Here is a 24779-nt window from a genome sequence, read left to right as displayed (position 1 = left end):
GCCCGCGTCATTTAGCGAATTAAAAAAGGCGCGAGCATTGCTCGCGCCTTTTTTTATCAGCAGTTGCTGAAATCGTTATGCCGCGGTCGAAGCGCCCTGAGCCGACTTTGCGTCTGCCGTTGCGGCGGCGAGTTTGGCGGCTTTGGCTTCCGCCGCTTTCGCTTCATCGGCACGGATTTCCGACAGGCGCTTCTGCACTTCCGACGAGAAGATGTACTGCGCCGGCCGCTGGTTGCTGAGATCGATCTCCGGCGCCATCGGGCCTTCGGTCTTCACGCCGCGCAGCGACACCCAAAGCGCCTTGAGCGGATTGGTCAGCGCCGCATCGGCCGCGGTCGGCTCGTAACCGCAATGGGCCATGCAGTCGGCGCACTTCGCGTACTTGCCGGTGCCGTAGGTTTCCCAGTCGGTGGTTTCCATCAGCTCCTTGAAGGTCTTGGTATAGCCTTCGCCGAGCAGATAGCAGGGCTTCTGCCAGCCGAAGATGTTGCGCGCGGGCATACCCCACGGCTTGCACTCGTATTCCTGATTTCCGGCGAGGAAGTCCAGGAACAGGCCCGAGTGCATGAAATTCCACTTCTTGCCCTTGCCGAGCGCGAACACGTCGCGGAACAGCTTCTTGGTCTTGGTGCGGTTCAGGAAGTGCTCCTGATCCGGCGCGCGCTCGTAGGCGTAGCCGGGCGACATCGAAACGCCGACGCCGAGTTCGACCGTGTAGTCGAGGAACTTGGCAATGTCCTCGGCGGCATGGCCGTCGAAGATGGTCGCGTTGACGTTGACGGTGAAGCCGCGTGCCTTCGCAGCCTTGATCGCGGACACGGCGCGGTCGAACACGCCCTTCTGCGACACGGCCTTGTCGTGATGGTCCTTCAGGCCGTCGAGATGCACGGAGAAGAACAGGTAAGGCGAGGGCTCGAACAGATCGAGCTTCTTTTCGAGCAGCAGCGCGTTGGTGCAGAGCGAGACGAACTTCTTGCGCGCCACGAGGCCGCGCACGATCTCGCCGATCTCCTTGTGGATCAGCGGTTCGCCGCCAGGGATCGCAACCATCGGCGCGCCGCATTCGTCGGCGGCGTCCCAGCATTCCTGCGCCGACATGCGGCGATTCAGGATCGCATCGGGATAGTCGATCTTGCCGCAACCGACGCAGGCGAGGTTGCAGCGAAACAACGGCTCCAGCATCAGCACGAGCGGATAGCGTTTCCGGCCAAGCAGCTTCTGCTTCACCAGGTAGGAGCCGATCTTGATTTCTTTGAAAAATGGAATGGCCATGAACAACTATCTTTCTTGCATCGCAGGAGAGAGGCGCGGCTGGCGTTGAACCAGCTCCGCAGGAAGCCTGAATTCGATGTTTTCCTCCCGACCCGGCAGCACGGACACTGTTACCGGTCCGATTCTCCGCAGGGCGTCAATCACATCGTCCACCAGCACCTCCGGCGCCGAGGCGCCCGCGGTGATGCCGACGGTTTTCGCGTCTTTCAACCATTCAGGATTGAGCTGGCTGCCGTCAGCGAGGAGGTAGCTCGGGACGCCGACTTCGGTCCCGATTTCCCGCAGACGGTTGGAGTTGGAACTGTTGGTCGCACCCACCACGAGGATGACATCGACCAATTTCGAGAGGTCTCGCACCGAAGACTGGCGGTTTTGTGTCGCATAGCAGATGTCGCGGGTATCCGGGCCTTCGAGGTCGGTAAAGCGGTCCTCGAGGGCTGCGATGATGTCCCGCGTGTCGTCCACGCTGAGCGTGGTCTGGGTGATGTAGGCCATCGGGGCGTCATTCGGCAGGTCCAGCGCCGCGACGTCCTCGACGCTCTGGACGAGGATCACGGGGCCGGGGACCTGTCCCATGGTGCCGACGACTTCCGGATGGCCCTCATGGCCGATCAGCACCAGCTTGCGTCCCTTGGACACGTAGCGCTTGCCCTGGTTGTGGACCTTGGTCACCAGCGGGCAGGTGGCGTTCAGAACGGGCAGCCCGCGCGAAGCGGCTTCTTCCTCGACGCTCTTGGCCACGCCGTGCGCGCTGAATACCGTGATGGCGTTGGCCGGCACTTCGTGCAGATCCTCGACGAAAACCGCGCCCTTGGCCTTGAGGCTTTCGACGACGTACTTGTTGTGCACGATCTCGTGACGGACATAGACCGGCGGGCCGTACTTCTCCAGCGCGCGCTCGACGATCTCGATCGCACGCACCACGCCAGCGCAAAACCCGCGCGGCTGAGCCAGCAGGATTTTCATCGGGGCGTTCATTGGCGCGCGATCAAGCAAGCTGCACCGCGCCGGTTTTGCCTTCGCGGCCCAATGCCTCGAACACCCGCGTCACGATGCCCTTGGCATCGAGGCCGGCCTTCGCATACATCGCGGCCGGGCTGTCCTGGTCGATGAACGTATCCGGCAGAACCATCGCGCGAACCTTCAGTCCTCTGTCCAGCGCACCGTTCTCTGCAAGGGCATGCAGGACCTGCGCTCCGAAGCCGCCGATGGAGCCTTCCTCGATGGTGATGAGCACGTCGTGCTCGCGCGCCAGACGCAGGATCATGTCCGTATCGATCGGCTTGGCAAAGCGTGCATCGGCCACCGTCGTGGTCAAGCCGTGCGTTTTTAGAATATCTGCAGCCTTGAGACATTCGGCGAGACGCGTGCCGAGCGACACCAGCGCCACCGAAGTGCCTTCGCGGACGATGCGGCCCTTGCCGATTTCCAGCGGAACGCCGACGGCGGGCAGATCGACGCCGACACCGTCGCCGCGCGGGAAGCGGATCGCCGATGGCGCGTCGTTAATCGCGGCCGCGGTGGCAACCATGTGAACCAGTTCGGCTTCATCGGCAGCGGCCATCAGCACCATACCGGGGAGGCAGCCGAGATAGGCCAGATCGAACGAACCGGCATGGGTCGGACCATCGGCGCCCACCAGACCGGCGCGGTCGATGATGAAGCGGACGGGCAGGCCCTGAATCGCGACGTCGTGTACGACCTGATCGTAAGCGCGCTGCAGGAAGGTGGAGTAGATCGCGACGAACGGCTTCATGCCTTCGGAGGCGAGACCGGCGGCGAACGTCACGCCGTGCTGCTCTGCAATGCCGACGTCGAACGTGCGTTCCGGGAAAGCCTTGCTGAAAATATCGACGCCGGTGCCGGACGGCATGGCGGCGGTGATCGCGACGATCTTGTCGTCCTTCTCGGCTTCCTTGACGAGGCTGTTGCCGAACACCTTGGTGTAGGCGGGGGCGTTGGCCTGTGCTTTCGCCTGCTTGCCGGTGGCGACATCGAATTTGACGACGCCGTGATACTTGTCGGCGGCGGTTTCGGCGTGGGAGTAGCCCTTGCCCTTTTCGGTGACGACGTGGATCAGCGTCGGGCCGACCTTGGAGTCGCGCACGTTCTTCAGCACGGGCAGAAGATGGTCAAGGTTATGGCCGTCGATCGGGCCGACATAGTAGAAGCCGAGTTCCTCGAACAGCGTGCCGCCGGACAACATTCCGCGGGCATATTCCTCGGCGCGCTGCGCGCCCTTCTCAACGAATTTTGGAAGACGCTTGGCCACCTGCTTGCCGATTTCGCGGAGCGAGCGGTAGGTGTTGCTGGAGGTGAGGCGCGACAGATAGGACGACATCGCGCCGACCGGCGGCGCAATCGACATTTCATTGTCGTTCAGAATGACGATCAGGCGCGAATCCATTGCACCTGCATTGTTCATCGCTTCATAGGCCATGCCGGCGGACATCGCGCCGTCGCCGATTACTGCGACGATATTTCGCTCTTCGCCCGCGAGATCACGCGCGACAGCCATACCGAGGCCTGCTGAAATGGAGGTCGAGGAGTGCGCCGCGCCGAAACAATCGTACTCGCTCTCCGCGCGCTTGGTGAACCCGGACAATCCGCCACCCTGACGCAGGGTGCGAATCCGGTCGCGGCGTTCGGTCAGAATCTTGTGGGGATAGGCCTGATGGCCGACGTCCCAGATGACACGGTCGTTCGGCGTATTAAAAACATGATGTATCGCCACCGTCAGTTCCACGACGCCAAGGCCGGAGCCCAAGTGACCGCCGGTTACCGCAACCGCGTTGATGGTCTCGGCGCGAAGCTCTGCTGCGACTTGAGGCAGTTCGCTTTCCTTCATCTTGCGAAGGTCGGCGGGCGTTTTGATTGCGTCGAGCAATGGGGTCGATGAGGTCATAACAAGGCTTCCAATGCGACAGTGGAACAAGACGGGAACATTTTGCAGTGTAGCATTATTGCAGCTATCCATCAGTAGTTCTGAGGAACTGCCGGTTAAATGCCACTATTGTGTGACTTAAGGGCATCGTTTGAGGCATCAGTTAGTTAACGGCTTGCCCCCCCGGCAGTTGCCTCTTTTCCTCAAGCTGGCCGCCAGAAATAGAAAGAAAACCTGTGCTGACAAGGACTATTGTATCGCTTGTTCGTTTTTGCACGCGCCATGCATGGCTGGTCATCCTGGCCGGCGTAGCTCTGGCAGCGGCGGCAGGCGTCTATTCCCACCGGAACTTTGCCATCAATACCGACGTTGCGACGCTGATCTCTCCTAATCTGGACTGGCGTAAGCGCGAAATTACGTTCGAAAAGGCGTTTCCGGGCCGAAATGACACCATTTTGGCCGTTGTAGAGGCGCCGACCCCGGAACTCTCCCGGCAGGCCGCCGACGCCCTTGAGAAGAAGTTGCTCCCACAAACCGACAGGTTCATTTGGGTGCGCCGGCCGGGCGGTGGACCGTTCTTCGATAATAACGGTCTTTTGTTCTTGCCGACCCCCGAGGTGGCCAAGCAGACCAGCCAGTTGGCCTCCGCAGCCCCGATTTTCGACATTCTGGTCGATGACCCCAGCCTGCGCGGCCTGACCGGCGTGCTGGAATTCGGCCTCGCCGGATCCCAGCGGGGCCAGTATTCCCGCGATTCCATGGCGAAGCCGCTCAATCAGGTGGCCGAGACCGTCGAAAAGGTGACGGCGAACCAGCCTGCGACCTTCTCCTGGAGGGAATTGTCCAGCACCGAGCCTCTGACCGAGTCCGACAAGCGCACGCTTCTCATGATCCGGCCGGTTCTCGACTTCAAGGCGCTGGAGCCGGGCGGCGCCGCTGTCGATGCCATCCGCAAGGCGGCCGAGGACGTGAAACTCGCGGGCGATTACAGCGCCAGGGTCCGTCTGACCGGGCCGGTCCCGATCGCGAACGATGAGTTCGCGACGGTGCAGGAGGGGGCGCTTGTCACCCATACCGGCACCGTCCTGATCGTGCTGTTCATCCTGTGGTGCGCGCTGAAGTCATCCAAGATCATCGCCGCGGTTTTCATCACGCTGGTGATCGGCCTGTCGGTCACGACCGCCATGGGACTCATGATCGTCGGGGCGTTCAACCTGATCTCGATTGCGTTCTTCGTGTTGTTCGTCGGTCTGGGAGTCGATTTCGGCATCCAGTACAGCGTGCGCTATCGCGCCGAACGCCACGAAAATGATGAACTCAGTCCCGCGATCGAGAAGGCCGCCGAGTATTCCGCGGTTCCGCTCACGCTTGCGGCGGTGGCCACGGCGGCCGGTTTCCTCTCGTTCCTGCCGACGGACTACAAGGGTGTGTCGGAACTGGGCAAGATCGCCGGCGCCGGCATGATCATCGCGTTTATTGCGGCGATCACCGTGCTGCCCGCGCTGCTCAAGGTCCTGAATCCTCCGGGCGAGGCCGAAGCGCTCGGCTTCAAGTTTCTGGCTCCGGTCGACAGCTTTCTGGAGCGGCATCGCGTCGGCGTCGTTGTCGCGACGCTCGGCGTGGCTGTCCTCGGCTTGCCGTTACTTTACTTCCTGCAGTTCGACTTCAATCCGATGAACCTGCGCAGCGCAAAGGTCGAATCCGTTGCGACCTATCTCGATCTGCGGCGTGATCCCAACACCGGCACCAATGCCGTCGAAGTGATGGCTGCGTCCCCGGCCGCGGCGAAGGAAATCCAGGCCCGTCTTGCGAAACTTCCCGAAGTGTCGCGAACGCTTTCGCTCGACACCTTCATCCCGGACGATCAGCAAGCGAAACTCGGGATCATTCGCAAGGCTGCGGCGTCGCTCAATCCGATCCTGAACGAAACATCGCGCGGCACCGCGCCGTCCGATGAGGAAAACGTCGCGGCGCTAAAAGGCTCCGTGGAAAGCCTGCGCAAGACCGCAGGCGACGACAAGGGGGCGGGCGCTCTGGCGGCGCGCCGTCTGGCTGACGCATTGGCGAAACTCGCGCAGGCCGACAAGGCCACCCGCGAGAAGGCCGAGACGACGTTCATCTCGCCGTTGAACGTCGCGCTGGATCAGGTCCGTGGCCTGCTCAAGGCGCAGCCGGTCAGCGTGAAAACCTTGCCGCCCGACATCCTGAGCGACTGGGTGTCCACGGATGGGCGCACCCGCGTCGAGGCACAGCCGAAGGGCGATCCCAACGACAACGACACGCTGCGCAAGTTTGCCGGCGCGATCCTGAAAGTTCAGCCGGACGCCATCGGCGGTCCGATCTCGATCCTGAAATCGGGAGACACCATCGTGTCGGCCTTCATTCAGGCCGGCGGCTGGGCGCTGCTGTCGATCGCGATCCTGCTCTGGATCGTGCTGAAGCGAATCGGCGACGTGCTGCTGACGCTTGTGCCGCTGATTCTGGCAGGTGTGGTCACGCTGGAGATCTGCGTCCTGATCGGGCTGCCGATGAACTTCGCCAACATCATCGCGCTACCGCTGCTGCTCGGCATCGGCGTCGCGTTCAAGATCTACTACGTGACGGCGTGGCGAAACGGTCAGACCGACCTGCTACAGTCTCCGCTGACGCGCGCGATCTTCTACAGCGCGATGACCACCGCGACGGCGTTCGGCAGCCTGTGGCTTTCGAGCCATCCCGGCACATCGAGCATGGGCAAGCTGCTGGCGCTCTCGCTGGTCACGACTCTCGCGGCCGCTGTGCTGTTCCAGCCTGCGCTGATGGGCAAGCCGCGCGAGACCACGGACAAGTAACGACCGTAAAAAAGGCAGGCTTCGTGAAGCCTGCCTTTAAAGTTTGTTTGACGTCTGCCTGAAGCCTACTTGACCGGGGCGGACATGATCTCGGGCAGCATGCAGATTTCGTGCGAGACCGAATCGCCCGCCTTGGCTGCGCCCGCTTTCGGGGCGGCAGCCTTGGGCGTGCCGATCGGAGCAGGGAAGGGCGAGGCTGTGGTCTTGGGCGCGCCGGCAGGGGCAGGAGCCGCGCCCGGTGCTGCCTTTGCGGCGAGGCTCGGCAAGTAGGTGAAACCGGATGTTCCAGGTTCAACGCGGGTCCAGGTTTGACCGCCGCACAGGACCATCGCCAGGCATCCCTCGACGCGCAATGCGTTGGCGGATTTGACCTGAATCGATGAGGAGAAGTTCTTGCCGCGGATGGGGTCGTAGATTTCGCCTTCCCATCTGTCTTTTTCTTCCTCATCCTTCTTCATGTTGATGAGGATGGGAATGCCGAGTGTGGCGCGCGTGCGCTTTGCCTTGTCGGGATTGTTCTTGTCGATCGTGCCGGGGGTTTTTTCGGACGCAATGATCCCCCATATGCGTGAATTGCACTCGACGATTCGGATCGTCGCCTTGCCGTCCTCGTCCCGCCATTCACCCAGCGGGTCGGCGGCATGGGCTGTTCCGACGGCGGCGAGAAAAAACATTCCACTAAAGGCTAATTTCCGCATGAATCCTCGCGTGCATTGCAACCAACTTTAATCACAAGAGTCGCTCATTGTTCTAGATACTGACAAAACGACGCAGACACTATTTTAGGTTGACTAGATGCCCGCCAAGCGAAGTATGTATGACATCATGCAGTCAAATCTAGACATTTCAGAGATGTTCGCGGATCGCCAGTTCCAGCGTAACACTTTGCATACACGGTACCTCAACGAGCAACTCGTCCGGGTGCTTAAGACCATCGGTTATGACGTCGGCTTTCAGCGCGCGCAGGGCCAGTATCTGTTCGACCGCGACGGCGACCGTTACCTCGATCTGTTGAGCGGCTTCGGCGTTTTCGCGCTTGGCCGCAACCATCCCACCGTCAAGGACGCCCTCAAGAGCGTTCTGGACAGCGATCTTCCGAATCTCGTTCAGCTCGATCTGTCGACGCTGGCCGGCATTCTGGCCGAGCGCCTGATCGCGAATGTGCCTTATCTGGATAAGGTCTTTTTCGCGAATTCAGGGACAGAATGTGTCGAAGCTGCGATCAAGTTTGCGCGCGGCGCGACCGGCCGCACCGGCATCCTTTATTGCGACCACGCCTATCACGGCCTGTCGTATGGCTCGCTGTCGCTGACCGGCGATACGAATTTCCGCACCGGCTTCGGGCCGCTGCTGCCGGACTGCACCTCGATCCCGTTCAACGATCTCGTTGCGCTTGAGAAGGCGCTGGCCTCCCGCCAGATCGCGGCCTTCATCGTCGAGCCGATCCAGGGCAAGGGCGTCAACATTCCTGGCGATGACTTTCTGCCAACGGCCGCCGCGCTGTGCAAACGCTACGGAACGCTGTTCGTCGCGGACGAGATTCAGACGGGCATGGGCCGCACCGGGCGCTTCCTCGCAGTCGAGCACTGGAATGTCGAACCCGACATGGTGCTGCTGTCGAAATCGCTTTCCGGCGGCCACGTGCCGGTCGGCGCGGTGCTGACGCGCAAGGCGATCTTCGACAAGATTTTCGATCGCATGGACCGTGCCGTGGTGCACGGATCGACCTTTGCGAAGAACGATCTTGCCATGGCGGCCGGCATTGCCACGCTCGAGGTGCTGAAATCCGAGAAGCTGATCGAGAACGCGGCGGCGCGCGGCGAGCAGTTGCTCTCGGCGCTGTCGGCGATGGTGCCGCGCTATGAATTGCTCAAGGACGTGCGCGGCAAGGGCATGATGATCGGCGTCGAGTTCGGTCCGCCGAAATCGCTGAAGCTCAAGGCGTCGTGGACCATGCTGGAGGCGGCGAGCAAAGGCCTGTTCTGCCAGCTGATCACCATTCCGCTGTTCAAGGACCACAAGATCCTCACCCAGGTGTCTGGCCACGCCAGCCATACGATCAAGCTGATCCCGCCGTTGACGCTGACCACCGAGGATTGCGACTGGATCACCGGCGCGTTCGACAACGTGATCGAAAGCAGTCATCGCGTGCCCGGCGCGATCTGGTCGCTCGGCAAGACCCTGGTCGACAACGCCGCGAGAAAATCAGCCTGACAACGAAATCAGCCTGACGGGTGTCAGGCTGATCGGTCCGGTCCAGTCATATGCGTCCCGGCATGGGCGCCAGGGCAGGCGGTCTGTTATTGACCGTGGCTCTTGAGAACCGCGTCGCACTTCTTGCTGATCTTGGGGCGGTTCGCCTGAAGGCAGCCCAGAATCACGAAGTCGCCATCATTCATCACGGTACGGCAATAACGCGAGACGTCCGGTGCGCAGGCTTTCTGTTCTTCGGGTGTGCCGCTGCGCTGCTGGCCTTGGGCAAATGCACCGGCCGTGGCCGAGACAAGCAATGTGGTCGCGAGAAGTGCTTTGAACATCGTTATCCCTTATGAAGGTTCGTTGATGACTGGACTATATGTCCAACACATCAGAAGGCCAGACACAAGTCTTACGCATCGAGACAGCGAAATCGTATTTCGCCGGGTGTGGCGTTCGCGCACTGAGTTGGAACACGCCGTACAACTTGCTGCCACATTTCGATGAGCGCACGGTCCGCTCGAACGCGCGCTGCCGATAGCGTTAGCGCGCCGACAGCGGCGTCGGCGCAAGCGGGTTCCGGCGCATCAATACGAGAGCGACAATCAATGTCGGAACCAGGATCGACAGTCCCAGCGTTGTCATTTGCAGCTGCGAAATCGGCACGATGCCGCCGCCCGGCGTTGCGACAGTGAATCCTCCGATGATCAGCAGAAAACGAAGCGGCCATTCGAATGCGCCGGTTCGCCTGAGGTCTCCCACAAAAGCCTGATAGCCCTGAATTCCGCCGCAGATGAACAGCGTGCCGAATGCCACCAGCGCCGTCAGGCCGAGCGCCTCGAAATAGGGGAAGTCTCCCTGCAACACGAGTGCGGGGTTCAGCACGAAGAAGAAGGGGATGAAGTAGATGATGCTGCCGACCCACATCGATTCCCAGCCAGTCTTCATCGCGGGTGAACCGGCGATGCCTGCGGCGGCAAACGACGCGATGGCGACCGGCGGCGTGATCGACGACAACATGCCCCAATAGAAGATGAACATGTGGACGGCCATCTTGTTGAGACCGACCTTCTCGAGCGCAGGCGCGACAAGGATGGCGAGGAAGATGTAGCAAGCCGTTGTCGTCAGCCCGAGTCCCAACACCAGGCTTGTGAACGCGCACATCGCCAGCAGCAGGAACGCGTTATCGCCGGCAATCGTCAGAAGATCGTTGGCGAGGCTGGACACCACGCCCGTCATCGAGAACGCGCCGATCAGCAGGCCGCATCCGGCGAGAATGCCCACCAGCTCGACAAAGGTGCGGCCGTTGACCTCGAGGAATTTTCCGATCGTCGCGAAGGTCCAGCGTGTGTCCTTCGAGAACAACTGGTTCAGCACCAGCAGCAGGGCGGTTGCATAGAACGGCGCATGACTTTCGCGCTTGAAGTACAGCAGCATCACGATCAGCAGCGCGATGACGAAGATGTAGTACCAGCCTTCCTTGATCGTATCCCAGATCTTCGGCAGTTCGGAGCGCGGTATTCCGGCGAGGCCGTGACGCGCCGCGTAGGAATCCACCTGCATGAACAATCCGAGATAATAAAGCGCAGCCGGAATGATCGCGGCGAGCGCGACGTCGGCGTAGCTCACGTTCAGGAATTGCGCGATGACGAACGCGGTCGCGCCCATCACCGGCGGCGCCAGCACCGCGCCGGTGGAGGCGCAGGCTTCGATGGCGGCCGCATAGGACGCGCGGAATCCGCTCTTCTTCATGACGGGGATGGTCATGGTGCCTGCGGTCAGCACGTTGGAAATGATCGATCCGGACATCATGCCGAGAAGTCCGCTCGCGAAGATGCAAACCTTGGCGGCGCCGCCGCGGAATGTTCCGCACAACGCGAATGCGATGTTGATGAAGAACTTGCCCGCGCCGGTCATCATCAGCGCGGTGCCGAACACCAGAAAGCCGATTACCGTGTCGGCGAAAGCCTGGATCGGAATGCCAAGCAGGCTTTCACCCGACAGCACATGATAGGCGGTCGCCTGTTCGAGGGTCGACTGGCTGCCGCGAAACGGCCCCAGCCATGACGACTCCGCGAACAGCGGGTAGACGGTGAAGGGGAAGACGCTCAGCAGCAGACTCCAGCCGCCGGTGCGGCGCAGCGCCTCCATCAGCACCGCCCACATCACCAGACCGCCGGCGATGACCGGCATCGGCGCGCCGGCGAATTCCCAGCCGAGCGCGGCGGCCTTGCGGATGTTCATCATCAGCCAGATCGCCGATGCGAATGTCATGACGAACAGGACAATGTCGTACCAGGGAATGCGATCGAGCGGCGCGGTCTCCGTGCCCGGAAAAATCAGGAACGTGAACGGCAGCATCAGCGCGATCAGCAGATAGAAGTATTCGGTGTTGAGCTGTGTGAAATCGACGAAAAAACGCAGCGCGAATTGCTGGTTGATGCAGAGCAGGATGGTCGCGGCGGTCGCGACGACCAGTGCCCAGCGCCATCCGCCGCGCAAGGTGCGCACCCGCGTGACCTCGGCCTCCTGCAAGCCGCCGACCCCGGCATGGGGATCGTCGAACTGTACTTTCTTCTGTGCCGAGGCGATGGCGGCAGCCGCGACGGGCGCGGCTGCCGGATTGGTGTCGTCGGACGAAGCTGACATTGGCGATTCCGATAGTGGATGTTGACGACGTCCGTATTTGCCGGGATCGAAACTGTTATTCTTCGAAACCGTTCGGCATGTTCGCCTTGGCCAGCGCGGCCTTTCGCGCAGCCATCCATCCGGTCAGGAACTTGTCGGCTTCCGCCGGCGGGTTCGCTGCGTTGTAGGCTTTCCATGCGTCAGCCAGAACGCCTTGCCGCTTGATGAGATTGTTGTTGAACGTCTCGTCCTCGGCGGTCCAGTTGCCGGCTTCCTTCAGCGCCTTCACCGCTCCGGGATGAAACGGAATGACCCATTGCTTGGTCTGGCGCTTGACGTCGAGGCCGGACGAGCCCGGCGCGGCGTCTTTGTATGAATCGTAACCGGCGATCATCGCCTTGGTGAGTCCGTAAACCTGATCGGCAGGCTGCGTCGCGTAGGTCGTCGCGATCGGGTAGGGGTAGGTCGCGAGCTTCTGCGGTTTCGAGGCTTCGATCGCGGCGCCGCACGTCACGCTGTGCGGGGTGAAGAACGCGCCGACTTTCTTGACGCGCTCCCATGCGGCCTTGTCTTCCGGCGGAAGCGGCGGCCAGTTAATGCCACGCGGCGAGCTTTCCAGTTCCTTGGCGGGCCCTGTCACCGTCGAGCCGAATGCGCCATCGGCATCGTTGTTGAGGAGTCCCTTCCACATCGCCCCGTAGCTCGCGAATTCGACGATCTTCACGTCTTTCTGCGTGAGCCCGCCATAGGCGATGATCGCAAGAGCGTTCTGGTTCAGAGCAGGCGAGCCGACCACGAATCCGAGTCGTTTGCCGCGGAAATCCTTCCACTCCTTGACGCCGGCATCCTTCGCGACGCCGACCGACAATCCGTTGCAGTCGACGGTCGAAAGCGTCATTTGCAACGCCTGCGGACCCCATTCCTTGACGCCGAATTCGAACACGCCTTCCTGAGCGAAATAGCTTCCGGTGCCCATCCAAGCCAGCACCGCGCGGTTTGCGCGCAGCGGGGCGAGACGCGCCACGTCGTTGCCTGCGGGAAGAACGCGCACGTCGGAGCCGTATTTGTCCTTCATCATCTTGCCGACGCCGACGGCGATATTGAAACCGGAGGTGCCGGTATCATAGGCGGTGAACGCCATCGTCGGCGGCAGTTTGACGTCCTGGGCCTGCGCGGACGATATCGCCGCCGCACCCGCGAGAAACATTGCCGCAATCGTAGTGATTGGTCGCGTCATGAAATAAGTCCTCCCAGTGCTTCCGCTATGCGGAATGCGTTTTTGATTTTGTCGGATCATGTCATCGTGCCGCACCCGGCGCAACGCCCGCAAGCCTACTTAGGTTTACCGGACAGTTTGTCGCGGAAAAGCTGCAGTGCAAACGAATCACGTTTCGAGAATTGCGATCGTCTGTCCCTCCGCCACAACGTCGTCGATGTTGACGAGGATCGATTTGATCTTTCCTGCGGCGGGCGAGGGGACTGGAATTTCCATCTTCATGGCTTCGACCAGCACAACATCGTCTCCGTTGCCGACGCTTCCGCCGACGCTGGCCGCGATCACGCAGATGCGTCCGGCAACCTCGGTCGTGATCTTGATGTCGGCCACGAAAGTTTCCCCTCCCTCCGCTTTGAGCAAGTTATGCCCGTGCGGCTTCTTTGTTGTGACGAAAGATTGCCCGGGGTAGCGTGATCCGCAAGAGGAAACTTGAGCCGGTGGGCAAATGAAAACGCGCGTTCGCAGCGCGTACTCCAAGGAGTCACGATGAACTGGAAGCCTGAACTCGATGAACTCGCGCGGCGGGAAGCCTTCGCCCGCGAAATGGGCGGCGCGGACAAGGTCAAGCGGCAGCACGATCAGGGCAGGCTGACGGTGCGTGAGCGGATCGACAAGCTGGTCGATCCCAAAAGCTTCCATGAAATGGGCGCGCTCTCGGGCATCGCGGAATATGACGAGACCAACGAACTGAAAACCGTGACGCCGGCCAATTGCGTGTTCGGCCGCGGCAAGATCGCCGACCGTCCTGTTGTCGTGGTCGGCGACGACTTCACCGTGCGCGGCGGATCGGCCGATGCATCGATCTCCGCGAAGCCGACCATGGCCGAGCAGATGGCGCATGATTTCCGCCTGCCGATCATCCGCGTGATCGAAGGCTCCGGTGGCGGCGGATCGGTGAAGACCATCGAGACCAAGGGCGCGGCCAATCTGCCGGGCGGCATCGGCGGCACGGAATGGTACTGGTACACGACTGCGAACATGGCGCGCGTGCCGGTTGTCGGCCTCGGTCTGGGATCGGTCGCGGGTCTGGGTGCTGCGCGGCTCGCGGCCAGTCATTATTCCGTCATGACAAAATCATCCGCGATGTTCGTCGCGGGTCCGCCGGTGGTTGCGCGTCTCGGGCAATCGCTGGAGAAGCAGGAGCTTGGCGGCGCGCAGATCCAGACCAAGGCCGGCGGTGTCGATCATGCGGTCGACACCGAGGAAGAAGCGTTCGAATGCGCGCGCAGGTTTTTGTCGTATCTGCCATCGTCGGTGTTTGATCTTCCGCCGACGACTGCGTGCGACGACGATCCGGAGCGCACCGACGAAGCGCTGCTCAACATCGTGCCGCGCAGCCGCAAGCAGGTCTACAAGATGCGCCCCATCATCGAGTCGGTGATGGACAAGGGCTCGTTCTTCGAGATGGCCCAGAATTTCGGGCGCTCGGTCATCGCGGGCTTTGCACGGCTTGAGGGCCGCGCCGTGCTGGTGCTGGCGAGCGATCCCTTTGTCTATGGTGGTTCGTGGACGGCCGACGCCTGTCAGAAGGTCGTGCGGTTCGTGGATCTTGCCGAGACGTTCCATCTGCCGGTGGTTTATCTGATGGATTGCCCCGGCTTCATGATCGGTCTCGATGCCGAGAAGGCGGCCACGATCCGCCACGGCGTCCGTGCGATGGCCGCCGTCAACCAGAGCACCGTGCCATGGTGCACGATCATCGTGCGCAACTCGTTCGGCGTCGCGGGTGTGGTGCATCAGCCTGCGGGACGGTTCTCGATGCGCTATGCATGGCCGTCGGCCTATTGGGGGTCGCTGCCGCTGGAAGGCGGCATCGAGGCTGCCTATCGCGCCGACATCGCGGAAGCCGACGATCCGAAGGCAAAGCTCGCGGAGATCGAGGATCGTCTCAACAAGCTGCGTTCGCCGTTTCGTACGGCGGAGAAATTCTGGGTCGAGGAAATCATCGATCCACGCAAGACGCGCGGCTTGTTGTGCGAGTTCGCGCGGCTGGCCGAGCCGCTGCGCACGCCGGGCGTGGCGCACATGACAATCAGGCCGTAATTATTTCGCGTCCTCGATCACCATCGATGCGCCTTTTTCCGCGATCATCGCGGTGGGCGTGTTGGTGTTGCCCGATGTAATCGTCGGCATCACCGATGCATCGATGACGCGCAGCCCTTTGAGGCCGTGAAAGCGCAGGCGCTCATCCACCACTGCTAACGGATCGCTAGTGCTGCCCATTTTCGCGGTCCCGACCGGATGGAAGATCGTGGTGCCGATGTCGCCGGCTGCCTTCGCCAGCGACGCATCGTCATCGCCCACAGCCGGGCCGGGGAGATATTCCTGCGGATGGTAGGCGGCCAGCGCGTGCTGCTTCATCAGTTTGCGCGTCACCCGGATCGCGTCGGCGGCGACCTGACGGTCTTCGGGGGTTGAGAGATAATTCGGTGCAATCGCCGGCGCCTGATCGGGGGCGCCGGATTTAATGCGGATGGTGCCGCGCGAGGTTGGGCGCAGGTTGCAGGCGGCGATCGTAATGGCCGGGAAGCGATGCAGCGGCTCGCCGAATTTGTCCAGCGACAGCGGCTGCACGTGAAACTGGATGTTGGCGCGCTCCTGCCGTGCATCGGAGCGCGTGAAGATGCCGAGTTGCGACGGCGCCATGGTGAGCGGCCCGCGCCGCCGCAGCGCGTAATCGACGCCCATCCAGCTGCGCCGGAACAGGTTGTAGTAGGTCTCGTTCAGGGTGCGGATGCCGTCCACTTTATAGATGGCGCGCTGCTGCAAGTGATCCTGAAGGTTGCGGCCGACGCCTTGCCGGTCGAGCACGGTGTCGATCCCGAGCGGCGACAGCCATTCCTGCGGGCCGATGCCGGAACGATGCAGAACCTGCGTTGATCCGACAGAGCCGGAGCAGAGAATGACTTCGCCCTTCGCGCGGGCCTCCATCGTCTCGCCGCCCTGCGTGAAGCGCACGCCGACGGCGCGGCCGTTCTCGACGATAAGCTTGTCCACCAGCACATTGGTTTCCAGCCGCAGGTTCGGCCGCGACAGCGCGGGCTTGAGAAAACCGCGCGCCGCCGACCATCGCCGTCCGCGCTTCTGGTTGACGTGAAAATATCCGATGCCTTCGTTGTCGCCGGTGTTGAAATCGTACGTGCGGCGAATTCCCATCTCATGTGCGGCATTGCCGACGGCATCGAGCACCGCCCATGACAGGCGTGGCGCTTCGATGCGCCAGCCGCCGCCTGTGCCATGATGCTCGCTTGGCCCAAGAAAATGATCTTCCAGTTTCTTGAACGCGGGCAGCACATCGTCCCAGCCCCAGCCGCTCAATCCGAGTTGTCGCCAGTGATCGTAGTCCGCCGCCTGACCGCGCATGGAGATCATCGCGTTGATCGCCGACGAGCCGCCGATCACCTTGCCGCGCGGATAAGCGAGCACGCGGCCGTTGAGACCGGGCTCCGGTTCGGTCTTGAACATCCAGTCGGAGCGCGGATTGCCGATGGCGAAGAGATAGCCGACGGGAATGTGAAACCAGATCCAGTTGTCCTTGCCGCCGGCTTCCAGGATCAGGACGCGCTTGCGGGGATCGGCGCTCAGGCGGTTGGCGACGATGCACCCTGCGGTGCCGGCGCCGACGACGATGTAGTCGAAATCTCCTTCGAGACGTTTCGCCATTCCCTGTCCTGATTCTTCGCCTGCGTTTCTTCGTATTCGAGACGTTTCTTATCTTATGGCCTCGGCCGGGGTTGGCTGTACAGTCCGATCCTGTGCAATTGACGTTTGCACGGATGTTGGGTCCGCCGCCGCATCATGCTAGTTTTCCTGTTTCGATCAGTCCCGTGAGGTGTCAGCCGTGCCTATCCTCAACCGTATCGCCGACCTGCAACCCGAGATCATGGGCTGGCGCCGCGACCTGCATGCGCATCCAGAGCTGATGTATGACGTGCATCGCACTGCGGCATTCGTCGCCGAGCGCCTGCGCGAATTCGGTTGCGATGAAGTGGCGACGGGCCTCGGGCGGACCGGCGTGGTCGGCGTCATTAAGGGACGCAAGCTAGCCAACGGCGGCGACGTGAAGGCAATCGGTTTGCGCGCCGACATGGATGCGCTGCCGATCGAGGAAGAAACCGGCGTAGCCTATCGTTCGACGGTGCCCGGCAAGATGCACGCCTGCGGTCATGACGGCCACACCGCGATGCTGCTGGGTGCAGCGCGCTATCTCGCCGAGACGCGGAATTTTGCCGGCGACGCCGTGGTGATTTTCCAGCCGGCGGAGGAGGGCGGCGCGGGTGCTGCCGCGATGATCGAAGACGGCCTGATGGATCGCTTCAAGATCGAGCAGGTTTACGGGATGCACAACTCGCCCGGTATGCCGATAGGCACCTTTGCAACGCGCGTCGGCCCGGCGATGGCCGCGACCGATCACATCAACATCCACATCGAGGGGATGGGCGGTCATGCCGCGCGGCCGCACAAGAGCATCGACTCGGTGCTGGTCGGCGCTCAACTCATCACCGCCTTGCAGTCGATCGTCTCGCGCAGCGTCGATCCGCTCGACGCTGCCGTGATTTCGATCTGCGAGTTCCATGCCGGCAATGCCCGCAACGTCATTCCGCAGACGGCGGAACTGTTCGGCACCGCGCGGAGTCTCACGCCCGAGGTCCGCGACCTGATCGAGCAGCGCGTGCGCGAGGTCGTGGAAGGCGTGGCCCGGCTGTCGGGCGCGAAGATCACCCTCGATTACGAGCGCAGCTACCCGGTGCTGGTCAACCATCCTGTCGAAACCGGCGTTGCCGCGCGGGTCGCGGCCGCCGTGGCAGGGGACAGCAATGTCAGTTCCGAGATTCCGCCGGTGATGGGCGCGGAGGATTTCGCCTACATGCTGGAAGCCCGACCAGGTGCTTTCATCTTTATCGGCAACGGCGACAGCGCCGGGCTGCATCATCCCGCCTACAATTTTAATGATGACGCCATCGTCTATGGCTCGTCTTACTGGATCAAGCTGGTCGAAACACAGCTTGCCGCGAGCTGAAGCGCGGATCGGCTGGATTCAGCATGCTGACGGAACATTGCTCCGGACGTTGAGTTGAGAGGCGGGAACGATCCCGCATTCAACTTGGAGTCGGACAGATGGCAGCGAAGAAATCCGCGAAAAAATCAGCCAGGAAGTCAGCGAAGAAGGCACCCAAACGGCCGGCGGCCAAGAGGGCTGCGCCGAAGGACAAGGATCTCAACGACCTGTTCCATGACACGCTCAAGGACATCTACTTCGCCGAGAAACAGATTTTGAAGGCACTACCGAAGATGGCGAAGGCGGCCCAGTCGGCGGACCTGAGCGCGGCGTTCAAGAAACATCACGGTGAAACCGAGGGCCAGGTGGATCGCCTCGAGCAGGTGTTCAGCCTGATCGACAAGCCTGCGAAAGCAAAAACATGTCACGCCATCATGGGAATTCTCGACGAGGGCAAGGAGATCATGGACGAGTACAAGGGCACCGAAGCGCTCGATGCTGGTTTGCTCGCAGCGGCTCAGGCGGTCGAGCATTACGAGATTTCGCGCTATGGAACCTTGAAGGCGTGGGCGACCAAGCTCGGCATGTCGGAAGCCGTGCGGCTGCTGGATGAAACGCTCCAGCAGGAACACAACACCGACGAGGCATTGACGAGCCTCGCGCTGGCGGAAGTGAATCCCGAAGCGCTTGCGGCGTGACGGAATAATCTGAAGGCGATCCATCCCCTCATCCTGAGGAGCGGCCTTTTTGGCTGCGTCTCGAAGGATGAGGGCATGTCGTCATGCCTCATGGTTCGAGACGCGCGGCGAGAGCCGTGCTCCTCACCATAAGGTTGATGTGCTGGGGCTGCGAAAACTCATGTTGCGCCTTGTTGCCCTTCTAGATGATTGTTTTTGCTCAAGAAAAATGACCCATAAAGCCGGTTGACTCGCAGGCGACTGTTAGCTTTATATTAGAACATATCATGAACAAATGAGACCGTCACCCGTTCCATAAGGAGAGTGACGAACCGGATTGTCAGGAGCGGCGCATGATGAGCGCGCGCACGAGAACACTTGCGTCCCTGCGGGGGACCATCGGCCGCCTTGAAGGCGAGGCCGGTGGACTTGCGCGCGTGGCGCTCGGTCATGCCGAGGCGGACGCGATGCTTCAAGGCGGGCTGGTGCGCGGCGCGCTGCATGAGGTGTTCGCGGAAAGTGGCCGCCACGGTGCTGTGGCGACGGGCTTTGTCGCCGGTCTTGCGCATCGTCTCGCGGGGCGGCGGCCGCTGGTCTGGGTGCGGCAGGATTTCACCGAAATCGAATCCGGCGCGCTGTCGATGAGCGGCCTCAACGAACTCGGGCTCGATCCGCGCCTGCTGGTGACGGTGTGGGCGGCGGATGCGGAGACCGCGCTGCGCGTGGCCGCCGATGCGCTTGCCTGCGACGCGCTCGGCGCGGTGGTGCTGGATGTGTGGGGCGAGGTGCGCGCGCTCGATCTGGTCGCGAGTCGCAGGCTGACGCTTACTGCACGTACATCGAATGTCGCGTGTCTGGTGCTGCGAACGGCGGCGACACCATCCGCCAGCACCGCCGAGACGCGATGGGTCGTGCGCGCAGCACCATCGTCATCCGTAAACGAGGTGTGGGGCGCGCCGATGTTCGACGCACAACTCGTTCGCAACCGTCACGGCTCGACCGGGCAATGGATCATGGAGTGGAAATGTGATGAGGGCCTCTTCCGTGAAGGCATCTTCCATAAGGACTCGGCGTATCCTCAGCCTGTGGCTGCCGCGCCTGCCGACCGACCGCTTGAAGCGGCTGCCGGGCGACGCCGCGCCGGATAACGAACGTCCCTGCGTCGTCGTCGCCAAGCTCAACAACGCGTTGCAGATCGCGGCGCTGAACGATGCTGCTGCGCATATCGGTCTTGAGGCCGGCCTGCCGCTGGCGAACGCGCGGGCGGTCTGTCCCGACGTGCAGGTGTGCGACGCCGACGAGGCGGCGGATGCAAGGCTGCTCGAGGCCATCGCCGACTGGTGCGACCGCTTCACGCCGCTGGTGGCGCTCGATCCACCTCATGGTCTGCTGCTCGACATCAGCGGCTGCGCGCATCTGTTCGGCGGCGAGGCTGCGATGCTGCGCACGGTGTGCGCCTCGCTCGAACGGCAAGGCTTTATCGTCAATGCGGCGATTGCGAGTACGCCGGTCTGCGCGCGCACCATGACACGCGCGGCGCGAAGCTGCATCGTGCCGGACGGCGAGGAAGCGCGCGCCGTCAGTTCACTGCCGGTATTCGCGCTGGGTGCTGCCAATGCGATCACGCGCGGCTTGCGCCGGGCGGGGCTCAAGACTATCGGCGATGTGGCGTCCCGCGCGCCGCATGAGATCACTGCACGGTTCGGCGCGGACTTCACGAGCCTGTTGCAGCAGGCGCTGGGGCAGGGTGATGCGCCGATCTCGCCGCGCAAGCCGCTGCCGGATTTCATGGTGGAGAAGCGTTTTCCAGAGCCTGTCGCCACCGATACCGTGATTGCCGCGATACTCTCGGGCCTCGCGCAGATGCTGGTCGCGGCGATGGACAAACAAGGCAAGGGCGCGCGGCGGCTGGAAGCGAGTTTCTTCCGCACCGACGGCGCGGTGCGCACCATCGCGGTGGATGCCGGACAGCCAGTGACCAGGGTCAATGTCGTGGACAGGCTGTTTCGCGAGCGGCTCGATGCGCTGGCCGATCCGCTCGATCCCGGATTCGGGTTCGATCTCATCCGGCTGTCCGCCAGCCATGTCGAGATCGTGGTGCAGGAGCAGCGCGATTTCGACACCCGCACGCAGGACAACGACGAAGTGGCGGCGCTGATCGACCGCATCGCCGCGCGTATCGGCGGCAAGCGTGTCGTGGTGCATCTGCCGCAGGACACGCATATCCCGGAACGCGCGGCGCTGGCCGCGCCCGCACAGCAATATCTTGCGGCAGCAGCTGTTGCCGACTGGCCAGCGCGCGTCGAGGCGGAGCCGCCGCTGCGTCCGTTGCGGCTGTTCGAGCGGCCGGAAATGATCGACGTTCCCTTTGCAACGGTGCCGGATGGACCACCGCGTCATTTCACATGGCGGCGGGCGACCCATGTGGTGATGCGCGTCGAAGGCCCCGAGCGCATCGCCATGGAATGGTGGAAGCATGAGGAGCAAACGCTGACGCGCGATTACTTCCGCATGGAAGATGCGGAGGGCTTGCGGTTCTGGGTTTATCGCGACGGACTTTACGGAGAACCTGTCAACGCGGAAGGCGAACCCATTCCGCCCAAATGGTTCGTGCACGGACTGTTCGCATGACGGCCTATGCGGAAATCGGCATCACGACGAACTTCTCGTTCCTGCGCGGCGGATCGCAGCCGCAGGAATACGTGCATCAGGCGGGCGAACTTCGTCTTCCGGCGATCGGGATTGCCGATCGCAACACGCTGGCCGGAGTGGTGCGCGCTTACAGCGAGTTGCGCAATCCGGAGATCATCCACAAGCCGAAGCTGCTGATCGGCGCGCGTCTCGTCTTTATCGACGGCACGCCGGATATTCTGGTCTATCCGCGCGACCGCGCCGCCTACGGCCGGCTGTGCCAGTTGCTGACCCGCGGCAAGCGCGCCGCCGAAAAAGGCGAGTGCCATCTCAAGCTGGACGATCTGCTGGAATTTGCCGAAGGGCAGTTGCTTGTTCTGATGCTGCCGCATCGTTTCGAGACTGCGGCAGCACTTAACGTTCTGGATCGCTTGCAGCGCAGCCGCGCCGATGGCGCAAAGGACATCTGGCTCGCGGCGAGTTTGCTGTATCGCGGCGACGACAAGCGGCGTCTGTCCCGGCTGTATCGTGTGGCGGCGACTGCGCGCGTGCCGCTGCTGGCGACCAACGAGGTGCTTTATCATCATCCCGCGCGCCGGCCCTTGCAGGATGTGCTCACCTGCATTCGCGAAAAGACCACCATCCATGCCGTCGGGAAAAAACTTCAGGCCAATGCCGAGCGGCATATGAAGCCTGCGGCGGAAATGAGCCGGATGTTTCGCGATTTGCCGGAGGCCATCGAAGAGACGATGCGCTTCGCGGACCGCATCACGTTCTCTCTCGATCAATTGCAGTATCAGTATCCCGACGAGCCGGTGCCGCCCGGCAAGACCGCGCAGCGGCATTTGCGTGATCTCACCGAGGAGGGCATCCGGCGTTGTTTTCCGAACGGGATCGATGAGAAGCTCGCCGCGACGATCGAGAAGGAATTGCGGCTGATCGACAAGCTCGGTTACGCGCATTATTTCCTGACCGTGCATGATGTCGTGCGCTATGCGCGCTCACAGCATATTTTGTGTCAGGGCCGCGGTTCGGCGGCGAATTCCGCCGTGTGTTACCTGCTCGGCATCACGTCGGTGAATCCGGCCGAGACCGATGTGCTGTTCGAGCGCTTCATTTCCGAGGAGCGGCTGGAGCCTCCCGACATCGACGTCGATTTCGAGCATTCGCGCCGCGAAGAGGTGATGCAGTATGTTTTCAGGCGTTACGGGCGCCATCGCGCGGCCATTGTCGCGACCGTCATTCACTATCGCCCGCGCAGCGCCATCCGCGATGTCGGCAAGGCGCTGGGGCTGACGGAAGACGTCACGGCAGCACTTGCCGATACGGTGTGGGGAAGCTGGGGTGATGGCGTCAGCGACATGCAGATACGGCAAGCCGGATTCGATCCGCAAAACGGGATGATCCGCCGCGCGGTCGAACTTGCTACCGAACTGATCGAGTTTCCGCGCCATCTGTCGCAGCATGTCGGCGGGTTCGTGCTGACGCAGGACCGGCTCGACACCTATGTGCCCATCGGCAATGCCGCGATGAACGACCGCACCTTCATCGAATGGGACAAGGACGACATCGACACGCTGAAGATGATGAAGGTCGATGTGCTGGCGCTTGGAATGCTGACCTGCATCCGCAAGTGCTTCGATCTGATCGAAGAACATAAAAACCAGCGCTATGAGCTGGCGGACATCAAGGCGGAGAATAAAGACAGTTCTGAAGTCTTCGACATGCTGTGCCGGGGCGAATCCCTCGGCGTGTTCCAGGTCGAGAGCCGCGCGCAGATGAACATGCTGCCGCGCCTCAGGCCACGCACGTTCTATGATCTCGTCATCGAAGTCGCCATCGTCCGGCCGGGCCCGATCCAGGGCAACATGGTGCATCCGTATCTGAAGCGGCGTGCCATGAAGCCTGAAGAGATCGACTATCCTTATCCGAAGAGTGGTGACAAAGACGAACTCAGGAACGTCCTGCACAAGACGCTCGGCGTGCCGCTGTTTCAGGAACAGGCGATGCGCATTGCCATGGTCGCGGCAGAATTCACCTCCGAAGAAGCGAATGGCCTGCGCCGCGCCATGGCGACGTTCCGCAATGTCGGGACCATGCCGAAATTCGAAAGGCGCATGGTCGATCGCATGATCGCGCGCGGCTACGATCCGGTGTTTGCAAACAGTTGCTTCGACCAGATCAAGGGGTTCGGCAGTTACGGTTTTCCGGAAAGCCACGCCGCCGCGTTCGCGCAGCTTGTCTATGTGTCGTCATGGCTCAAGCATTATCATCCCGACGCATTTTGTTGCGGCCTGCTGAACTCGCAGCCGATGGGCTTTTACGCACCGGCGCAGATCGTCAGCGATGCTCAGAAAAATGGCGTCGAGGTGCGCGAGATCGATGTGTCGTTCAGCTTCGGCCAGAACACTCTGGAAGAGCAAAGCGGCGAGTATTGCGCCATGCGGCTCGGCTTCCGTCAGATCGACGGCTTTGAGGTGTATGATCCGGATGGGGAGGAACTTGAGAAGAGCAAGCCCGCCGATTCAAAGAGCCGCAAAAAGCCGCGCGAGGATTACTGGGACCGGCGCATTGTCGCCGCGCGCGCGCGAAAGTCATTCACGTCACTGGAAGATTTTGCGCGCGAGACGCGACTGCCGAAACGCGCGCTGATCCTGCTGGCCGATGCCGATGCGTTCCGCTCGCTCGGCCTCGACCGCCGCGAAGCGTTGTGGACGGTGCGGCGGTTGCCGGACGATGTTCTGCTGCCGCTGTTCGAGATGGCTGCGGCGCGCGAGCAACCTGACGAGGCCGCGCAGCCCTTGCCGGAAATGCCGCTGCCGGAGCAGGTGGTGGCCGATTATCAGACCATCCGTCTCTCGCTGAAGGGGCATCCGATGGAATTCCTGCGGCCGATGTTCGCGCAGGAGGGGGTGATCCCGTGCGAGACCGTGACCCATGTCAACGATAGGCGCCGCGTGCGTTGCGCCGGTGTGGTGCTGGTGCGGCAGCGGCCCGGCAGCGCCAAGGGCGTCGTCTTCATGACGCTGGAGGATGAGACCGGCATCGCCAACATCGTGGTGTGGCCGAAGGTCATGGAAACCTTCCGCAAGGAAGTGATGGGCGCGCGGCTGATCGAGGTGGAAGGACGAATCCAGAGCAGCCCCGACAAGGTCGTGCATCTGGTGGCCGAGCGATTGGTCGATCGCTCGCACGATCTGATGATGCTCGCCAACGATGCGCTGAGCCGGAAACATGTTGTTCCTGCGGGCGCGGATGTGATCGAGCCGCTGGCGGATGAATTGCCCGCGCGTGACGGCAGTCCGGTTCACAAGATACGCCATCCGCGCAATGTACGTATTCTTCCACGGTCGCGGGATTTTCATTAAGCGTCCTTGATGCGCCG

General features: G+C 62.0%; 17 protein-coding genes. 8 read left to right on the top strand and 9 right to left on the bottom strand.

All coding sequences use genetic code 11. The features are described from left to right. Positions 1-75 precede the first annotated feature (75 nt). From hpnH to dxs, 3 genes are read right to left on the bottom strand one after another with little or no spacing between them, the layout of a single operon-like run. The gene (hpnH, locus tag AC1RKJ_RS20790; protein WP_492793015.1) at positions 76-1272 is read right to left on the bottom strand and encodes an adenosyl-hopene transferase HpnH; all 1197 of its coding nucleotides are present in this window, start codon (positions 1270-1272) and stop codon (positions 76-78) included. 6 nt (positions 1273-1278) lie between these two features. Then, the gene (ispH, locus tag AC1RKJ_RS20785) at positions 1279-2238 is read right to left on the bottom strand and encodes a 4-hydroxy-3-methylbut-2-enyl diphosphate reductase (protein WP_492793014.1); all 960 of its coding nucleotides are present in this window, start codon (positions 2236-2238) and stop codon (positions 1279-1281) included. A 22-nt stretch (positions 2239-2260) separates the two neighbouring features. Then, positions 2261-4177, bottom strand: coding sequence for a 1-deoxy-D-xylulose-5-phosphate synthase (gene dxs, locus AC1RKJ_RS20780; protein ID WP_492793013.1), 1917 nt, complete (start codon positions 4175-4177; stop codon positions 2261-2263). Between the two features lie 215 nt (positions 4178-4392). Between dxs and hpnN the strand changes: the two genes are divergently transcribed. Continuing rightward, positions 4393-6987: a hopanoid transporter HpnN gene (gene hpnN, locus AC1RKJ_RS20775; RefSeq protein ID WP_492793012.1), complete on the top strand. Its 2595-nt coding sequence runs from the start codon at positions 4393-4395 to the stop codon at positions 6985-6987. Positions 6988-7052: 65 nt separating this feature from the next. On the opposite strand, the gene AC1RKJ_RS20770 is transcribed toward hpnN, so the two are convergent. Next, positions 7053-7685 carry a DUF2147 domain-containing protein gene (locus AC1RKJ_RS20770; protein WP_492793011.1) on the bottom strand — a complete coding sequence of 211 codons (633 nt, stop codon included), beginning with the start codon at positions 7683-7685 and terminating at the stop codon, positions 7053-7055. A gap of 124 nt (positions 7686-7809) precedes the next feature. On the opposite strand from AC1RKJ_RS20770, the gene hpnO reads away from it, so the two are divergent. Beyond that, positions 7810-9201, top strand: coding sequence for an aminobacteriohopanetriol synthase HpnO (gene hpnO, locus AC1RKJ_RS20765; RefSeq protein WP_492793246.1), 1392 nt, complete (start codon positions 7810-7812; stop codon positions 9199-9201). A gap of 86 nt (positions 9202-9287) precedes the next feature. Here the strand turns inward: hpnO and AC1RKJ_RS20760 are convergent, their stop codons facing one another. The 4 genes from AC1RKJ_RS20760 to AC1RKJ_RS20745 form a co-directional block, all read right to left on the bottom strand. After that, entirely contained in the window at positions 9288-9524 is a 237-nt protein-coding gene (locus AC1RKJ_RS20760) for a hypothetical protein (protein WP_492793010.1), read from the bottom strand. Between the two features lie 202 nt (positions 9525-9726). Continuing rightward, the gene (locus AC1RKJ_RS20755; protein WP_492793009.1) at positions 9727-11832 is read right to left on the bottom strand and encodes a TRAP transporter permease; all 2106 of its coding nucleotides are present in this window, start codon (positions 11830-11832) and stop codon (positions 9727-9729) included. A gap of 55 nt (positions 11833-11887) precedes the next feature. Then, entirely contained in the window at positions 11888-13048 is a 1161-nt protein-coding gene (locus AC1RKJ_RS20750) for a TAXI family TRAP transporter solute-binding subunit (protein ID WP_492793008.1), read from the bottom strand. Positions 13049-13195: 147 nt separating this feature from the next. Further along, positions 13196-13417, bottom strand: coding sequence for an acyl-CoA carboxylase biotin carboxyl carrier protein subunit (locus AC1RKJ_RS20745; protein ID WP_492793007.1), 222 nt, complete (start codon positions 13415-13417; stop codon positions 13196-13198). A 156-nt stretch (positions 13418-13573) separates the two neighbouring features. Here AC1RKJ_RS20745 and AC1RKJ_RS20740 point away from each other — a divergent pair, with 156 nt between their 5' ends. After that, positions 13574-15130 (top strand): acyl-CoA carboxylase subunit beta, encoded by a 1557-nt coding sequence (locus AC1RKJ_RS20740; RefSeq protein ID WP_492793006.1) that lies wholly within the window; start codon positions 13574-13576, stop codon positions 15128-15130. Here the strand turns inward: AC1RKJ_RS20740 and AC1RKJ_RS20735 are convergent, their stop codons facing one another. Continuing rightward, positions 15131-16750, bottom strand: a complete 1620-nt coding sequence (locus AC1RKJ_RS20735; protein WP_492793005.1) for a GMC family oxidoreductase — start codon at positions 16748-16750, stop codon at positions 15131-15133. 178 nt (positions 16751-16928) lie between these two features. Between AC1RKJ_RS20735 and AC1RKJ_RS20730 the strand changes: the two genes are divergently transcribed. The 5 genes from AC1RKJ_RS20730 (at position 16929) to AC1RKJ_RS20710 (ending at position 24762) form a co-directional block, all read left to right on the top strand. Then, positions 16929-18107, top strand: a complete 1179-nt coding sequence (locus AC1RKJ_RS20730) for a M20 aminoacylase family protein (protein ID WP_492793004.1) — start codon at positions 16929-16931, stop codon at positions 18105-18107. A gap of 98 nt (positions 18108-18205) precedes the next feature. Continuing rightward, the gene (locus AC1RKJ_RS20725; protein ID WP_492793003.1) at positions 18206-18784 is read left to right on the top strand and encodes a YciE/YciF ferroxidase family protein; all 579 of its coding nucleotides are present in this window, start codon (positions 18206-18208) and stop codon (positions 18782-18784) included. A gap of 332 nt (positions 18785-19116) precedes the next feature. Further along, positions 19117-19911 carry an ImuA family protein gene (locus AC1RKJ_RS20720; RefSeq protein ID WP_492793002.1) on the top strand — a complete coding sequence of 265 codons (795 nt, stop codon included), beginning with the start codon at positions 19117-19119 and terminating at the stop codon, positions 19909-19911. Continuing rightward, the gene (locus AC1RKJ_RS20715; protein ID WP_492793001.1) at positions 19808-21394 is read left to right on the top strand and encodes a Y-family DNA polymerase; all 1587 of its coding nucleotides are present in this window, start codon (positions 19808-19810) and stop codon (positions 21392-21394) included. The genes AC1RKJ_RS20720 and AC1RKJ_RS20715 overlap by 104 nt, the downstream gene beginning before the upstream one ends. Then, complete coding sequence (locus AC1RKJ_RS20710) at positions 21391-24762, top strand: error-prone DNA polymerase (RefSeq protein WP_492793000.1); 3372 nt, start codon at positions 21391-21393, stop codon at positions 24760-24762. The genes AC1RKJ_RS20715 and AC1RKJ_RS20710 overlap by 4 nt, the downstream gene beginning before the upstream one ends. Positions 24763-24779: the final 17 nt, after the last annotated feature.

This window comes from Afipia sp. GW822-FHT04G07 (assembly GCF_058800765.1).
The sequence above is the reverse complement of the archived record's forward strand: the minus strand, read 5'-3'. Positions and strand labels throughout refer to the sequence as shown.

Bases quoted from the DNA above. Each gene is read 5' to 3' on its own strand.
- AC1RKJ_RS20720 (WP_492793002.1), top strand. From the start codon at position 19,117: ATGATGAGCGCGCGCACGAGAACACTTGCGTCCCTGCGGGGGACCATC.
- AC1RKJ_RS20710 (WP_492793000.1), top strand. From the start codon at position 21,391: ATGACGGCCTATGCGGAAATCGGCATCACGACGAACTTCTCGTTCCTG.
- AC1RKJ_RS20770 (WP_492793011.1), bottom strand. From the start codon at position 7,685: ATGCGGAAATTAGCCTTTAGTGGAATGTTTTTTCTCGCCGCCGTCGGA.
- AC1RKJ_RS20760 (WP_492793010.1), bottom strand. From the start codon at position 9,524: ATGTTCAAAGCACTTCTCGCGACCACATTGCTTGTCTCGGCCACGGCC.
- hpnH (WP_492793015.1), bottom strand. From the start codon at position 1,272: ATGGCCATTCCATTTTTCAAAGAAATCAAGATCGGCTCCTACCTGGTG.
- AC1RKJ_RS20750 (WP_492793008.1), bottom strand. From the start codon at position 13,048: ATGACGCGACCAATCACTACGATTGCGGCAATGTTTCTCGCGGGTGCG.
- AC1RKJ_RS20740 (WP_492793006.1), top strand. From the start codon at position 13,574: ATGAACTGGAAGCCTGAACTCGATGAACTCGCGCGGCGGGAAGCCTTC.
- dxs (WP_492793013.1), bottom strand. From the start codon at position 4,177: ATGACCTCATCGACCCCATTGCTCGACGCAATCAAAACGCCCGCCGAC.
- AC1RKJ_RS20735 (WP_492793005.1), bottom strand. From the start codon at position 16,750: ATGGCGAAACGTCTCGAAGGAGATTTCGACTACATCGTCGTCGGCGCC.
- ispH (WP_492793014.1), bottom strand. From the start codon at position 2,238: ATGAAAATCCTGCTGGCTCAGCCGCGCGGGTTTTGCGCTGGCGTGGTG.
- AC1RKJ_RS20725 (WP_492793003.1), top strand. From the start codon at position 18,206: ATGGCAGCGAAGAAATCCGCGAAAAAATCAGCCAGGAAGTCAGCGAAG.
- AC1RKJ_RS20755 (WP_492793009.1), bottom strand. From the start codon at position 11,832: ATGTCAGCTTCGTCCGACGACACCAATCCGGCAGCCGCGCCCGTCGCG.